This window comes from Methylomonas aurea (genome assembly GCF_024505045.1).
In the GTDB taxonomy this organism is placed as follows: domain Bacteria; phylum Pseudomonadota; class Gammaproteobacteria; order Methylococcales; family Methylomonadaceae; genus Methylomonas; species Methylomonas aurea.
Genome location: NZ_JANIBM010000015.1, coordinates 17,829 through 34,842, shown reverse-complemented (window position 1 = coordinate 34,842; position 17,014 = coordinate 17,829). Strand labels below are relative to the sequence as shown.

Sequence of the window (17,014 nt, the reverse complement as noted above, 5' to 3'; positions counted from 1 at the left end):
GTTTACCCTTTGGCTTGGGCCGGCTCGGCCCGTTGTTGCTGGGCGGTGTGCAACGCAACCTTTTGTAAGTGGGCCACGACCTGGTCTTTCGGCCCGTAAACCGACAATTGGCCGTCGCTGAGCAACAGCAACTTGTCGACATTGTTCAAGACGTTGTTGCGGTGGGTGATAACAATCACCGTGACATTATTGGCTTTGAGCCGCTGAATGGTGCGGCCCAGCGCGACTTCGCCCTGTTCGTCCAGATTGGAGTTGGGCTCGTCCAGTACCACGACGACCGGGTTACCGTACAAAGCCCGCGCCAAACCGATGCGCTGGCGCTGGCCGCCGGACAGGTTGCCGCCATTCGCGCCGATCACCGTGTTATAGCCGTCTGGCAAATGCAGTACCAGTTCGTGGACGTCGGCCATTTTCGCCGCGGCGACGACTCTCTCCGGATCGACCTCGCCAAATCGGGCGATGTTTTGACTGATGGTGCCTTCGAACAATTCGATATCCTGCGGCAAGTAGCCGATATGCGGCCCCAATTCGTCCCGGTTCCAATTGAAGATTTCGGCACCGTCCAGCCTGATCGTGCCGCTGGAAGTCGGCCAAATGCCGAGCAAGGCTCGGGCGAAAGTCGATTTGCCGGCGCCGCTGGGGCCGATCACGCCGACCACGTCCCCTTTGGCAATGGCCATGCTGATACCTTTGATGACCGGAGTTTTTGCCCCCGGCGGCGTCACTTGCGCCATATCGAGCTGGAATGCGCCGACCGGATCGGGCAATTTCATTTTTTTCGATTCGGCCGGCATCTGCACCAGCAATTCGTTCAACCGGTTATATTGGCCGCGAGCGTTGATAAAGCCTTTCCAGGTGCCGATCACGATATCGATCGGCGCCAGTGCACGGCCCAACAGGATCGAACCGGCGATCATCAGGCCGGAGGAAATCTCGTTTTCGATGACCAGATAGGCACCAAGCGCCAATATCAACGATTGCGACGACAAGCGCACCAACTTCGACACGGCATTAATCAAGCCGGCACGGGAACTGGCAACGGCTTGCAGACGCAACACTTTATGCACGCTGTTCAGCCAGCGACCCTGGATGTTGGGCAACATGCCCATCGCATCCAGCACTTCGGCGTTTCTGAGGTTCTTACTGACCAGATTGCGGGCATTCATAGCCGTGCTGTTGGCCTCGCTGAGCATCCGGCTGGTGGTCTTTTCCTGCACGTAGGCGACGATGACCAGCAGGATTGCCGTGACGACGCCGGCCCAACCGTACCAGGGGTGGAACATGAACATCACCGCCAGATAGATCGGTAGCCATGGCGCATCGAAAAAGGCGAACAAACCGCTGCCGGTCATGAATTGGCGTAATGCAGTCAAATCGTCGAGCGGTTGGATGCTGGCGCGCTGGCCGTTCGAATACAACGCCATTTTATAAGCCACTTTCAATAAGCGTTCGCTGAGCAGGACCTCAATGCGAGTGCTGACTCTGACCAAAATCTGCGAACGCACCCATTCCAATACGCCCATGGTCACGAACAACACCATCAAGATCAGCGTCAGTAGAGACAGGGTCGTCAGGTTACCGGTCGGCACGACCCGATCGTAAACCTGTAGCATATATATGGTCGGAACCAGTTGCAGTACATTGATTACAAAGCTAAAACCGGCAGCAGATATAAACGCACCCTTGCACAGCCTCAACGCTTCAATTAGGTCGGATTGGGGAGTGTTCATATCCTTGGTGGCGGCTCAAAGTTCCCGAAAACAGCTCGATTTTTACACACTCGCCAGCGCCCCACCAAATCCGTCGCATTTTTTGATCCGACAAAATTCGATGCGCCACTCAGTTTTGCGTCTACACTTCGTGACAATTCGCCAAACTGTGACAGTCGTCAAACAGGGCTGATATTTAATTGACGTAGATGCTGCTATAACTCAACGCCAGTAAAAATCCACTAAAGTTTTTTTGCCCGTTACCGAAAAGCTAACACACAAGCAGGTACTCGGCCGATGTTCTAAAGCACCGAAAACAATTCTGCCGAATTTCAGAAATATTCACACAGGACCGCAATTATGGCTATCACCACCGATACAGACATTACCACTTTGACGCCAGCCCAGATTGCGGCTCTGACGACTGCCGAAATTGCCGCGCTGACCACAGGCGCCACCGGACAGATCGCGGCTTTATTGACGACCCAGATTCCGTCTTTAAGCGCGGCTCAAATAGCGGCATTGACAACCGACCAGATACCTTCTTTCACGACAGAGGCGATCAACAAACTTTCCGCATCGCAGATCAGCAAATTTTCGTCCGCGCAAATCGGTGTGATGGAAAACGCCGATTTAAGCGCGATCTCGTCAGCCGCGATCGCCGGCATGACTACCGCCGTCCTCAGCGGCCTGACCACGACGCAGATTCAATTGCTGACAACCGGCACCAACGGCCAAGTTGCTGGTCTCAGCGTTGGCAGCGCGGGACAGATCGCAGCTTTGACCACTACCCAGGTCAAAGCATTGACCTTCGATCAGGTCGCGTCGTTAACTTCCAACCAAGCCAAATATCTCAGCGGTGCCCAAGTCGCCGCTCTGGATGATGCCGATTTCGGTGCTCTAAAGGATTCCGCAATCAGCCAACTGACCACATCGGTAATCTCATCCATTACGACGACGCAGATTCAAAACCTGACCTCCGGTCAATCCGACGGCTTAACCAACGCGCAAGTCGCAAGATTAAACTCTGCGCAAGTGGCTCAAATCGCGACCGATGCCCTGGCGAACATCACAACGACCGCGATCAAAGGCTTGACGGCATCGGCAATTGGCGGCCTTAGCGATGCGCAAGTTGCGGCGCTGACAACCGGCAGTGCCGGCCAAATCGCCAGTCTGACGACCTTGCAAGTTGCAGCACTGAAGTCAACCCAAATCGATGCGTTGACCTCCGCCCAAGCCGCAGCGCTGACTTCGGCTCAAGCCGCAGCGCTTAATTCGACTCAAATCAGCACCTTGTCGACCTCCGCCTTCGCCGCATTGGATTCCGATGCGATTAGAGGTTTGTCCACCGCTGCGGTCGCGGCACTGTCCACCGCAACCGACGGCCAGATCGTGGCCTTGTCGACGCAACAGGCGGCGGCATTCACCTCAGCCCAAATTGCGGCTTTGTCGTCCAGCCAGTTTGCGGCGATGGAATCGACCGATCTGGTTGCGATCTCCAGCAGTGCGATCAAGGGCATGACCACCTCCGTGCTGACCTCGTTGAGCACGACGCAAATCCAGAAACTGACCACCGGCACCAACGGCCAAGTTGCCGGTCTAACCACCGCGCAAATCGCGGCGATGACCAGCGACCAGATCGTGGCGTTCGGTTCGTCGCAAGCCGGTTCGTTGACCAGCGCTCAAGCCGCGGCATTGACCTCGACCCAAGTTGCCAACATGGAAACCGAGGATTTCGCGGCTCTGACCACCGGAGCCAACGGCGCCCTTGCCAAATTAACCACCACGGCAATTGCGGCTTTAACCACCGGCGCCAGCGGCCATGTTAGAGCCCTGAGCACCGGCCAAGCGGCCTCGTTGACGGCGGCCCAGGTCGGAAAGTTAAGTGCCGACCAACTGAGCGACATGGAAACGGCGGATTTCGCGGCCCTGAGCTCCAGCGCGATCGCCGGCATCTCCACCACCAACATCTCGTCTTTGACCACCAGCCAAATCGCCGCACTGTCGACCACCCAAGCACCGGCGCTGACGGCAGCCCAAATTTCCAAACTGTCGACTGGTCAAGTCCAGGCCATAGAAACCGCCGATTTTGCCGAACTGTCCAACTCCGCGGTAGCTGGGTTCACGACAGCGCAGATCGCTGCGTTGACCACCGGCGCGACCGGCCAAATCGCCGCCCTGACAACCGATCAGGCCGCGTCGCTGACCTCAGCCGAAATGGCAGCATTCAGTGCTGCGCAAATCACCAGTTTCGAAACCGCCGATCTGGCAAAAGTCAAAGTTGCCAGCATTAAAGGTCTGACGACCGATGCTGTGGCCGCACTGACCACCTCGCAGATTCAAGCCTTTACCACCGGTGCAACCGGGCAAATCGCTGCGTTGACCACTGCCCAAATCCAAGCGTTGACACCCACGCAAATCGAAGCCTTGACGACCGCGCAAGCCGGTTCTTTGACGTCCAGCCAGGTTGCGATCTTGAGCACCGCCCAATTTGCGTCGATGGAAGCTACCGATTTTGCCGCAATAACCTCATTAGGCATCAAAGGTCTTTCGACCGAAATTGTTGCGAATTTGACCACCACTCAATTCGCCAGCCTGACCACCGGCACCAACGGCCAAATCGCAGCATTGACGACCGCTCAGATTGCTGTGTTGACCACCGGCACCAACGGCCAAATCGCCGCCTTGACCACTGATCAAGCCGCATCGCTAACATCGACCCAGGTCGCGAAATTCACCTCCGATCAATTCGCGTCGATGGAATCCGCGGATTTCGCGAAGCTGTCTCCGGCAGGAGTCAAAGGCCTATCCACCGCGACGATCGCAGGCTTGACTACCGCCCAGATTGCCAGCATGTCCACCGGCGCGACCGGCTTGTTGGCCGGTTTGTCGACCGCTCAGATTGCGGCCTTGACTTCGACACAATTAGAAGCCTTGAGCTCCGGTCAGGAAGCTTCGCTGACGTCGGCTCAGGTGGCGGCACTTAGCACCAGCCAATTCAGTGTGTTGATCAGCGAAACCACCGATTCCACGGATTTCGTCAACTTCTCGTCTATCGGTATCAGAGGCTTGTCGACAGGGGTCATCTCCAATCTGACTACCGATCAGATCCAATTGCTGACCACAGGCAGTGCCGGTCAAATTGCAGGCTTGACCAGTTTGCAAGTCGCCGCGTTAACGACTGCCCAAATTGCCGCACTGACCACCAACCAGGCCGCGTCGTTCAGTTCCAGCCAACTGACCGGCCTGACTACGACCCAAGCCGCCAACCTCGAATCCGCCGATTTCCAAAAATTGAGCAGCGATGCGATCAAGGGCTTGAGTTCGAGCGTGATCGCCTCGTTGACTACGACTCAGATCGCTAACCTGACCACGGACCAGGTTGCCGGCTTGACCACGACACAAATCGCCGCACTAACGACGGATCAATTGCCAAAACTTAGCTCCGACCAAGCGGCCGCATTGACATCCACTCAGCTCGCCAAATTCAGCTCGGCCCAAGTCTCCATCATGGAAACCGCCGATTTTACGGCCATATCCACTGCCGCGATCAAAGGCTTGGCAACCGCTGTTCTTGCCGCATTGGCTACCGACCAGATCGCGATTTTGACCACCGGCGCGACCGGACAAGTTGCGGCTTTGACTTCCGCCCAAATTGCCGCTCTGACTACCTCCCAGATCGCAAAATTTACCTCCGCGCAGGTCAACTCGTTAACTTCGGACCAAGTCACCAAATTCAGCGTCACTCAGTTGGCAAAGATCGAGACTTCGGATATTTCAGCGTTAAAAACCGATGCCATCGCCGCGCTGACCAGCACCCAGTTGCAAGGCCTGACCACGCAGCAAATTGCCGCATTGACCAGCACTCAGGCTGCAGCTTTAACCGCAGACCAGGCGTCGAAATTAACCGCAACCCAAGTCGCCAATATGCCGACTCCGTCGTTCGCCGCACTGACCACCGGCGCCACTGGCGCTTTAGCCAAACTGACCACCGATGCGATAGCGGTATTGAACGCAAACCAGATTCAGGCCTTGACCACCAGCCAAGCGGCCTCATTGACCTACACCCAGTTCAATAAATTTACCTCCACTCAAGTCGAAAACATGCAAGCGGTAGACTTTGCGGCCTTGACGACCAACGTCATCGCCAATATGTCAACCACATCGCTCAAGGCACTGTCGACCGACAAAATTACCGAGTTGTCCACGGTACAAATTGCCGCATTGACGCCGGACCAGATCGCCGCGTTGACCACGACCCAGGTGCAAGCATTGACCGAAGGAACGGCCGGCCAAATCGCCAGCCTAAGTGCAGACCAGGTTCAACAACTAAGTACGACACAAATCGCGGCATTGAGGATCGCTCAAATCACAGCGTTGGAAACCAACGACTTGGTAGCGATGAGCAAGGTTCAAATCGCCGCACTGACCACAGGTGCGACGGGCCAAATCGCGGCATTAACCACGGCCCAAGTACAGAGCCTGACTACGAGCCAGGTAGAAGCCCTGACCTCCAGCCAAATTGCTTCGTTGACCGACGCCCAAATTGCTGCGCTGGATTCCGGCGACTTGGCTTATCTCGCTTCAACGGCAATCAGCGGATTGTCAACCGACCAAATCTCCGCACTGACCAGTAACCAAATCGCTGGTTTGACCACGTCGCAAATTAAGGCGCTGACCTCTGACCAACTGCAAGCATTGTCGGTCGGTACCGCCGGCCAAATCGCCGCTCTGACCACCGAGCAGATTCAAAAACTGACAACCACGCAGATTTCTCAACTGTTGCCGGATCAAATCGCAGCGATTGAAACGACTGATTTACAGAAGCTGACGGTAGACCAAATCAAGGCCCTGACAACCGGTACCGGCGGTCAAATCGCGGCGTTGACCAGCACCCAAGTACAAAAACTGACCACAACCCAGGCCGGAGCATTGACATCGGCGCAAATGGCGTCGCTGCGCGCCGATCAAGTGGCGGCGATGGAAACGGAGGACTTGGCGCAAGTAACGACCGATGCGATCAAAGGCTTGTCGACCTCGGCGATTCAAGCCTTGACTACCGCTACCGACGGCCAAATCGCCGCATTAACCACAAGGCAACTGACTGAACTGACCAGTAGCCAGCTGACTTCGCTGACTGCCGGCGCCGGTGGCCAAATTGCCGCACTGACCTCAACCCAGGTGCTGAATTTGCAATCCAGCCAGATTGCAGCGTTGACCACCGACCAAATCCAGGCTCTGGAAACGGCGGATATTGCGGCGTTGAAAGCGGCTCAAATCCAGGCCTTGACTACCGGAGCAACCGGCCAAGTAGCGGCCTTGAGTTCTACTCAAATTGCCGCATTGACTTCGGACCAAGCGGCAAAACTGAGCGGTGCGCAAGTGGCTTCGTTGACGCCAGGCCAAGTAGCAGGCTTCGAAACCGAAGATTTGAGCGCGGTTACCACCACCGCGATTCAAAGCCTGACGACCGACGCGCTGCAGGCTCTGAGCACCGGAACCAACGGCCAAATCGCCTCGTTGACCACTAACCAGGTGGCGGCTTTAACCACGACGCAGCTGACGGCGCTGACTGTGGAAGCTAACGGCCAAATCGCCTCGCTGACGACCGATCAAATTGCCAATTTGACGACAACACAAGTCAGCAAGTTAACCACCAAGCAGATTCAGGCCTTGGAAACCGCAGACGTTGCCGCGTTGAAAACCCCGCAAATTCAAGCTTTGACTACGGCCCAAGTCGCTGCGTTGACGTCATCGCAAGTAACGGCGTTGACGTCCGACCAGGCTGCGAATTTGAGCGGTACACAAGTCGCTGCGCTGACTCCGGGCCAAATTGCCGGAATGGAAACCGCCGATTTGCGCGCCATTTCCGCGACGGCGCTGCAAAGCCTGACGACCGATAGCTTGCAAGCGCTAACCACGGCAACCAACGGCCAGATTGCAGCACTGACTACGGCGCAGGTTGCGGCACTGACTACGACGCAAATCCAGGCATTAACTCTCGGTGCCGGCGGCCAAGTCGCCGCTCTGACCACCGAACAAGCGGTGGCTCTGACCAGTGCCCAGTTGCAAAAACTGACCACGAACCAGATTCAAGCGCTGGAAACGACAGACTTGGCCGCGTTGAAGACCACGCAAATCGAAGCGTTCACCTCTACCCAAATCTCGGCGTTGACGACTTCGCAAGTGGAAAAACTGACCAGCAGCCAAGTGCAAGCGCTCAGTTCGACCCAGCTGGGTGCGCTGAGTGCCGACCAGATCGTGAAAATGGAAACCGCCGATTTGCAAGCGGTTACTACCGACGCGATCAAGGGTTTATCGATCTCGGCGCTGCAGGCTTTAACGACGGCAACCAACGGCCAGATCGCGGCGTTGACCACCGACCAGTTGCGAGCATTGACTTCCAACCAATTGCAAGCATTGACGCTGGGAACCGACGGCCAAATCGCGACCTTGTCATCGGCCCAATTCGCGGCCCTATCGGCAACGCAAATAGCGCAACTGACCACGCGGCAAATCGAAGCGATCCAGACCGCCGATCTGCAAAAGCTGTCGCTGACGCAAATCAATGCATTGACGACTGACCAGATGGCGGCGCTAACCACAGACCAGGTTGTGGCCCTGGATACCTTGCAAGTTTCCGCTCTGACCTCGACCCAGGTCTCAGCGCTGTCGAATGCGCAAGTGGCCAAAATCGAAGCCGGCGACATGGCTTTCGTCAACGTCGCGGGCTTGTTGGCTACCGGCGGGCTCACCGCGCTGACTTCGTCGCAAATTCAGGCTTTGAATACAACCCAGTTGGCCGCTTTGTCCACTACTCAAATCGCGGCCTTGTCTGCCGGCGCCGGCGGGCAAATTGCATCGCTGACCACGTCGCAAATCAGCCAGTTGAGTACAACCCAAGTCGGTGCTTTGACCTCGGATCAAATAGCCTCGATCGAAGTCGCCGATTTGCAGAAAATGACGACGACCCAAATTGCGGCGATTTCGACCAGCGTCATCGATAAGTTGACAACTGCGCAAATCGACGCGTTGACGACGACTCAAGTGGAAGCATTAACCACAGCCCAATTGCCTAAATTGACTGCAACCCAGTTGAACGCATTGACGACTTTCGATATACAGGCGTTGACCGAAGCGCAGTTTGCGGTACTGACCACCAGCCAGCTCGATGCCTTGACCTCGACCCAAATCGGCGCGATTACCGCCAACCAACTCGATTTCCTGACCGGCGCCCAAGTCACCCGACTGGCAACGCTGGGTTACAGCACGATCGACACGGTCGGAATCGAAACCACCTCGACGGTAGCGGGTACTGGAGTGGCAGACGTGATCGTTGGCGGGGACGGCGCTCAAACCATCGATGGCGGAGCTGGCGCAGATGACCTATCCGGCGGCGCAGGTAACGATACCTTCCTGTTCGACACCGGCGACGTCAGTTTCGGCGAAACCATCAATGGCGGCGCCGATTTCGACGCACTGAAAGTCGTAACCAGCACCGATTTCGCCGGTGCTGGTAACACTGGCATCACCAACGTCGAGCAATTGATCATAACGTCCGGTCAAACCGCAACGTTCACCGGCGCACAATTGACCGGCTCGACCTTGTTGGTTAACGCAACCGCGGCCGGTGCGGCGACGTTGCAAATCAACGTGGTCGGCGGCACGGCAGTCAGCTTGGCCGGCCTAACGTTTACCGCATTCGGTTCCGGTAATGCCTTCGATACCGGCACCGACATTGTCAGTATTACCGGCGACGCCGATGCCAATACCATTACCGGCACCAGTCTGGCCGATAGTATCACCGGCGGTGCCGGCGCCGATACGATGACGGGCGGCGCTGGCGCAGATACCTTCGTCTTCGCCGCCGGTGATAGCGGAAATACACAAAGCGGCAGCTTCGATACGGTAAACGGATTCACGCTGGCTGACGGCACAGGCCCGGATACTCTGGATCTCGAAGGCACTCCGACTATCATCGGTGACGTTTCCGGTGTCGATGTGAAACTGGCAATCAGTGGCGTTACCCCGGCGAAAGTACTGACAGCGGACAGCACTGACGGCCTGATCACGCTGGGCGGTGCCGATGCTGCCGACATCGATACCCTGGCGGAATGGGTTGAAGTAGCCAAGCTGATGACCACGGCAGACGGTGCCACCAGTGCCTTCGCTTTCGGCGGCGATACTTACGTATTCCAGGAAAACACCGGCGGCGATTTGTTGATCAAATTGACCGGTATCGCCACCGCCGACGCGCTGGCAACGTCCGGTACTGGAGCTAACGACATCCTGATCGGATAAGCCTTACCCAGCGGCCCCAAAGCCGTCCCCTGCGCAAGCGGGGGCGGCTTTTTTATTGCCGTTATTCCGGCAACCTTCGTACTTGGCAATAAAAACATCGCTGGCGGTCTATAATTTCCCCAATACCGCCCGCCGTGGCAACTCCGCATTTTTAGGCAAACACAGCAGCCATCTCGAGCCGCGGAAACCGAGCTTTTGTTGCTAACTGTTCCCGAGACTCGCAACCACAACGCAAAACAAGGTAGATAAATGGAGAAAACCCCTTTTTGGCCGATCAAGATCGAGAACGACGTCACCCTGTGTGCGGCCAGCGACATCAATTTGATGACCCCCTATGTTTTGCTGGAACAGGAGGATTGGTTCGAAGACGAAATGGATTTTATCCGGAGCTACATCGAACCGGGCATGAACAGCTTGGATATCGGCGCCAATCACGGCGTCTATACCTTGAGCATCGCCAAACTGCTCGATAGCGGCCGGGTCTGGGCGTTCGAACCGACCTCGGCTCCGGGGACTATGCTGCAGCGCAGCATCGAACTGAATGGCTTTAGCGGCAAGGTCAACCTGCTGCGTTTCGGCTTATCCGACACGACCCGTGCAGCGGAGATCAGCGTATCGGCCAATAGCGAACTCAACTCGTTGAGCGGCAGCGGCCAAAATAAGGAAACCATTCAGTTACGCACGCTGGATGACAGTTTGGCCGAATATGCTCCCGGGGTAACGGTCGATTTCGTCAAAATGGATGCGGAAGGCGAAGAAATCAACGTACTCAAAGGCGGCCAACGCTTTTTCAGCGAACAGTCGCCGCTATTGATGTTCGAATTAATGCACGGCAGCCAAATCAATCACGGCTTGATCGACGCCGTCCGCCAATTCGGATTCGGGATTTACCGTTTGATCGCCGAACCCAACGTTTTGGTCGAATTCGACGCCGATCAACACAGTGAGACCTTAAACCTGTTCGCCTGCAAACCGGACCGGGCGGAAATACTACGCCAGCGCGGCTTGTTACTGGACCGGAATCCGCAACCGGCAGTAACCCCAGATAGCTTCGACTCCAGTGCATTTTTTGCCGGTTACGAGTACTCCCGCTACTGTCTGCCGCTCGACAGCAGCGAATTGGCGCCGGAATTTCGCCAACTAATATCGCTTTGTGCGGCTTACGAATCGGGTAACCTCTCTGCGGATGAGAAGTTGAACCTGCTGCAACAAGCCAGAGTTTTAGCCGAACCGTACAACACGCTGAACATCGCGACAGAGGCTGAAAAAACGCCCTGGCTGGTCATGCTGGTCTATGTTTACTACAAACTGGGCATGCGCGCGGCGGCATTGTCCACCGCGGCGACATTGTTGCTGAATATCAACGTGTTGACCGACTTCCGCCACCCGTTTCTGCCGCCACTGAGTCGGGACTTAAATCGCCCGGTCGTCGCTTCGCTTGGCGAATGGTTGAAATGCTTGTTGATCGAGTTCTACGAAAGCAAACGCAGTTTTTCATCGTATTTTTTGGCCGACCCGCTTAGCGTCTTGGATCTGATTCAAAACAGCCCGAATTTATCGGTAGGCATGGCCAGGCGCTATGCCTTGGCCAGTTTGCGCCGGCAAAAATCGGTTCCCGAGCATATCAAGCAACTGATCGTCCAACACAATCGCAGCAATGTAACGATTTGGCGAGAGCTGTTAAACCTACCGCAAGCTTTCAACCTACTCGACGCCTTATTAAAAACAGAAACTCCGCCGGTACGGGTCAACATCGTCGATATCGGCGCCAGTTCCCACGGCCAATTGACCGAGCCCTACGCGCCGTTGATGCAGGCCGATTTGGCGACCGTGGTCGGATTCGAGCCCGATCCGGAGGCGCATGCCAAGTTATGCGAGATCTACGCCGGCAACGCATCCTATCGTTATCTGCCTTATTTCGTCGGCAAGGGAGGTCCGGCGACCTACTACGAAACCAACTGGTTCATGACCGGCTCTTTGTACAAGCCGAATAAACCTTTGCTGGACGCTTTTTTTCAGCTCGGCGACGTGGTGCAGTTAGTCGCGGAACATCCGGTCGAGACCGTCAGCCTGGACCAGCTGACCGACTTGGGCAACGTCGATATGATCAAAATCGACGTGCAGGGCGGCGAACTCGACGTATTTAAAGGCGGCAGCAAAGCCTTGGCCGAGACCTTGGTGATATGGACCGAAGTTGAATTCGTCGAACTTTACGAAGGCCAGCCTTTGTTTGCCGAAGTCGAACAGTTTCTGCGCTCGCAAGGTTTTCTATTCCACTGCTTCACTGGCATCGTGCCGCGCAGTTTCAAGCCGCTGGTTTTGAAAGACAACCCGTATGCGGGCATCAAGCAGGCAATTTGGTCCGATGCCGTCTTCGTCAGAGACTTTCAAAAGCTGGACCGTCTTAGTAACCTGCAATTGCGCAAACTGGCGGCGATATTGGACAGTGTCGTGCAGTCGCCGGATTTCTGCCTGCTGGTATTGAAAGAGCTGGACCGCCGCGAAGGCTCCAATTTAGCCGACCAATACAGCAACAATCTGCCCGGCCATTTTGCGCTGACCACGCCGACCGCTACGCTCAGCGCCAGCGATGCCACCCTGGTCCAGCAGAAAACCATGAGAGCGCTGGAGTTGCAAAACAGCGACGACGCCCCCGGAGCCAAGCAATTGTTTCTGGACGTGTTGCAACTGCAACCGCAAAACTTTCCGGCCCTGTATTCGCTGGCGGTCCTTGCCTCGCAAGCCGACGAACAACAGGAGGCCTTGGATTGGATCGGCAAAGCCATTGCCACCGACACCGGCAGAAGTTACGCACCGGCGCATTTCGTCCAGGCCGTGGTACTGCAATCTCTTGGGCGATTCGACGAATCGTTGGCGGCATACCAGCAGGCGATTGCCTTGGACCCGGCCTACGAAAGCGCGATGATCAACCGCAGCAACCTGTACTACGAGATCAAACAGCACGTCAAAGCGGTCGAGAGCTTCAACGAGGCTTTAAAAGTCAATCCGAAATCCGACAAGGCGCTGGCCGGTTTGGGCATTATTCTGACCGAAATGAACCGTTATGAGGATGCTATCCCGCTATTCGAACAACTGTTGGCGGCGAATCCGGATTTCGATTACGGCAGAGGTTTGCTATTTCACGCCGAGCAGCATTGCTGCGACTGGCGCCGATTCGAGGAAAGCCGCGACATTATCGAAACCGGCGTCCGCGAACGCCGCAAAGTCTGTAAAACGCTGCCGTTTATGTCCTTGTCCAACTCGCCCGAAGCTCTGCAGCAATGCGTCAAGATTTTCGCCGAGCATTTGTTTCCGCCGAAAAACAAGGCGCTATGGAATGGCGAAACCTACCGGCACGATAAAATCCGCCTCGCCTACGTGTCGCCGGATTTTCGCGAACATCCGGTCGGACATTTGATGGCCGGCATCATCGAGCACCACGACCAATCCCAATTCGAGACCATTGCCATTTCGTTGGGCCTGGACGACAAAGGCGCATTGCGGCAACGTTTCGAGAATGCGTTTAGCAAATTCATCGATGTACGCGGTAAAAAATCCTGGGAAATTGCGGAACTGATCCGCAGCCTGGAAGTGGACATCCTGATCGATTTGGCCGGCTATACCGCCGACTCAAGGACCGATATCTTCAGTTATCGGCCGGCGCCGATTCACGTCAATTTCCTGGGTTACCCCGGTTCGTTGGGCCTGGATTATATGGACTATATCCTGGCCGACCGCATCGTCATCCCGGAAGAGCATCAAAAATATTACAGCGAGAGAGTCGCCTATCTGCCCAATGCGTATCTGCCAACCGACTCGAATCTGAAGATTGCCGAACGCACGCCAACCCGAGCCGAAATGGGCTTGCCGGAAACCGGCGTTATCTTTTGCTCGTTCAACCATGATTACAAGATCAATCCGCCGATGTTCGACATCTGGATGCGTCTGCTCAAACAAGTTCCGGGCAGCGTGTTGTGGCTGATGAAGTTGAACGAGCCGGCGCAACGCAATTTGCGTCGAGAAGCGGAACAACGCGGGATCGATCCGAATCGGCTGGTGTTCGCCACCCGAGTCCCAGCCGTGGAAGACCATCTGGCGCGTTATCGGTTAGCGGATATGTTTCTCGATACCACGCCGTACAATGCGCATACCACGGCCAGCGACGCCTTGCGGGTCGGACTACCGGTGGTGACCTACTTAGGCAACACCTTTTCCGGACGGGTTGCGGCCAGTTTGTTGCATTCGATCGGTTTGCCCGAGTTGATCGCTCACTCCCTGGAAGAGTACGAGACGTTGGCGTTGAAACTGGCCACCGACAGCGCTTACCTGGCTGGCATTAAAGCCAAACTCCTCGAGAATCAAAAAACCTACCCCTTGTTCGACACCGAACTGTTCTGCCGCAATCTGGAACAGACGCTGTGCCAGATCGTGGCAGACCGGCACCGGCCCGCCTAACAGGCAACAAACGATAGTGCCTGCCGATAAACTGCAACAACTGTTGCAACTCGCCATCGCCCAGCATCAGGCCGGGCGACTGGCAGAGGCGCAAGGGCTGTACCTTCAGATATTGCAGTTGCAACCCGAACACGCCCACACCCATCACAACATGGGAGTTCTGGCGTTGCAGGTCGGCCAATTCGACATTGCCCTGAACCACCTTGAACGTGCTATAGCTGCCGCCCCGGCGCAATACAAGTTCCGGATGAGTTATCTGCAAGCGCTGGTTCAGGCCAAGCGTTATTCGCAAGCGCGGGAAGTGCTGCGGGAAGCCAAGCAACGCTATGGTTTGCAAGGGCCGGATATTGCGGCCATGGAACAGATCCTGGCCGCCCCGGCCGCAGCGGATTTACAGGCGTTGTACACCCACTTCCAGCAAGGCCGTTATGCCGAAGGCGAACAACTTGCCCGCCGTTTGCTAGCCCTCTTTCCCGAATCGGGGATTGTCTGGAAAATCCTGGGCGTGTTCTTGCTGCAACAGCAGATTTTTCCGGAAACACTGCAAGCCCTTGGCCGCGCCGCCGATCTGCTACCCGACGACGCCGAAGCCCAGCTTAATTATGCCTCGGCTTTGCACGGCCAAGGCTGCTTTGCGGAAGCCATAGACGCCTACCGCCGCTCCTTGCAACTCGAGCCGAACAACGCGCCCGCATATGCCAATCTGGGCAGCCTGCTCTACAATCTGGGCCGTTACGCCGAAGCCGAGACCTGTTTTGCCCGGCTGACGAGGTTAACTCCCGATGCAATCGACGCTTGGTTGCGCTTGGGCCTGAGCAAACAAGCGCAAAGCCAACTCTCCGCCGCCGAGCAAGTGTTCCGCAAAGCATTGGCTATAGCCCCTTTCCATACCGAAGTCCACTACCAACTAGCGGTAGTATTGAAAAGCCAGGCCAGGGCCGCTGAGGCCTTGGCAGCCTGCCGACAAGCATTGGCATTGAACCCGGACTATGCGGAAGCGTTTTGTACACTGGGTTCGTTGTATTACGAAGCTGGCGATTTGGTCCAGGCCGAAGCCCATTTCCGCAATGCTTTGGCCAAGCAAGCCGATTATCCAGAAGCGCTGAATAATCTCGGCACCACCTTGCAAATGCAACGGCGGCTTATCGAAGCCGAATCCAGTTATCGCCGAGCGCTGGAATTGAATCCGGCCTATGTCGACGCACTTACCAATCTCGGCATCAATCTGCAAAGCCAGGGCCGAATTACCGAAGCCGAAGCCTGCTGGCGCCGCAGCTTGGCTCTGAATCCAGATCAAATTGCCACCCAAAGCGGTTTGTTGTTTCATTTGAACTACAGCGCACATTCCCCGAACTGCAATTATCTGGAAGAAGCCCACAAGTTCGCCAAGATGGCCGAGCTTGCGGCGCGGCCGTTTACCGATTGGCTGTGCGACGACAATCCGGAGCGGTTAAGGATCGGCTTGGTGTCCGGGGATTTACGCGACCATCCGGTCGGGCATTTTCTGTTGGCATTGTTGCGCGACAGCGACGCACAGCAAGTCGAATTTATTGCCTACGCGACTCAGCCAGGAACCGACCGCTATTCGATGCATTTGCAACCCTATCTGCGCCAATGGAAAAATATTGGCGGCTTGACTGACACAGCCGCTGCCGAGCTGATACGCGGCGACGCAGTGCATATTCTGATCGATCTGGCGGGCCACAGCGCCCATAACCGACTGCCCTTATTCGCCTGGAAGCCGGCACCGGTTCAGATCAGTTGGTTGGGCTATTTGGCTTCGACCGGCCTGCCGGCCATTGATTACGTGTTGAGCGACCCTTATTCGATTCTGGCCGAGGACGAACAGTACTTCACCGAAGCAGTCTGGCGTCTGCCGCAGACTTGTTTATGTTTTACGCCGCCGCAACAGGCCGTCGAGGTTGGGCCACTACCGGCGATGCAAAATGGTTATATCACCTTCGGTAGCTTCAACAATCTGACCAAAATCAGCGACGACACGGTTGCACTCTGGGCTCAAGTATTGCGGCATGTACCTGATGCCAAATTGTTTCTGAAAGCCAGCCAGTTAAACGAGACTTTGGTTCGGGAACGGACTATCGACCGCTTTGCCGGCCACGGTATCGACAGGGAGAGGTTGGTTTTGAGCCCGCCTTTTAGCGACCGGGCGCAACATTTGGCGGCTTACCAGTCTGTCGATATTGCATTGGACACATTTCCGTATCCCGGTGTGACTACCAGCGTGGAAGCGTTGTGGATGGGGGTGCCGGTACTGACTCTACGCGGCGGCGGCTTACTGGCGCGCGCCGGAGAATCGATTGCGGCCAATGCCGGGCTGGCCGACTGGGTCGCGGCAGACCAGCCTGATTATCTGCGGAAAGCCGCTGGTTTTGCCGCCGATCTCGGTCTGCTTAGCCAACTGCGCTCGGAACTCCGGGAGCGACTGGAACATTCGCCGCTGTTTGCCGGCAGGCAATTTGCAAAGCACTTTGCCCAAGCCATGCGGGAAATGTGGACCACCAGGGTTAATCGCTAATCTTGCCGCTCCC

4 protein-coding genes are annotated in these 17,014 nt (G+C 56.1%); 3 read left to right on the top strand and 1 reads right to left on the bottom strand.

The window, feature by feature from the left end:
* Positions 1 to 2: 2 nt before the first annotated feature.
* Positions 3 to 1,730: a type I secretion system permease/ATPase gene (locus tag NP603_RS13190; RefSeq protein ID WP_256611351.1), complete on the bottom strand. Its 1,728-nt coding sequence runs from the start codon at positions 1,728 to 1,730 to the stop codon at positions 3 to 5.
* 339 nt (positions 1,731 to 2,069) lie between these two features.
* Between NP603_RS13190 and NP603_RS13185 the strand changes: the two genes are divergently transcribed.
* The 3 genes from NP603_RS13185 (at position 2,070) to NP603_RS13175 (ending at position 17,001) form a co-directional block, all read left to right on the top strand.
* Entirely contained in the window at positions 2,070 to 10,010 is a 7,941-nt protein-coding gene (locus NP603_RS13185) for a hypothetical protein (RefSeq protein WP_256611349.1), read from the top strand.
* Positions 10,011 to 10,259: 249 nt separating this feature from the next.
* Positions 10,260 to 14,465, top strand: coding sequence for an FkbM family methyltransferase (locus NP603_RS13180; protein WP_256611348.1), 4,206 nt, complete (start codon positions 10,260 to 10,262; stop codon positions 14,463 to 14,465).
* Between the two features lie 16 nt (positions 14,466 to 14,481).
* Positions 14,482 to 17,001 (top strand): tetratricopeptide repeat protein, encoded by a 2,520-nt coding sequence (locus tag NP603_RS13175; protein ID WP_256611346.1) that lies wholly within the window; start codon positions 14,482 to 14,484, stop codon positions 16,999 to 17,001.
* The last annotated feature ends 13 nt before the right edge of the window (positions 17,002 to 17,014 follow it).

Bases quoted from the DNA above. Each gene is read 5' to 3' on its own strand.
- NP603_RS13190 (WP_256611351.1), bottom strand. From the start codon at position 1,730: ATGAACACTCCCCAATCCGACCTAATTGAAGCGTTGAGGCTGTGCAAG.
- NP603_RS13185 (WP_256611349.1), top strand. From the start codon at position 2,070: ATGGCTATCACCACCGATACAGACATTACCACTTTGACGCCAGCCCAG.
- NP603_RS13180 (WP_256611348.1), top strand. From the start codon at position 10,260: ATGGAGAAAACCCCTTTTTGGCCGATCAAGATCGAGAACGACGTCACC.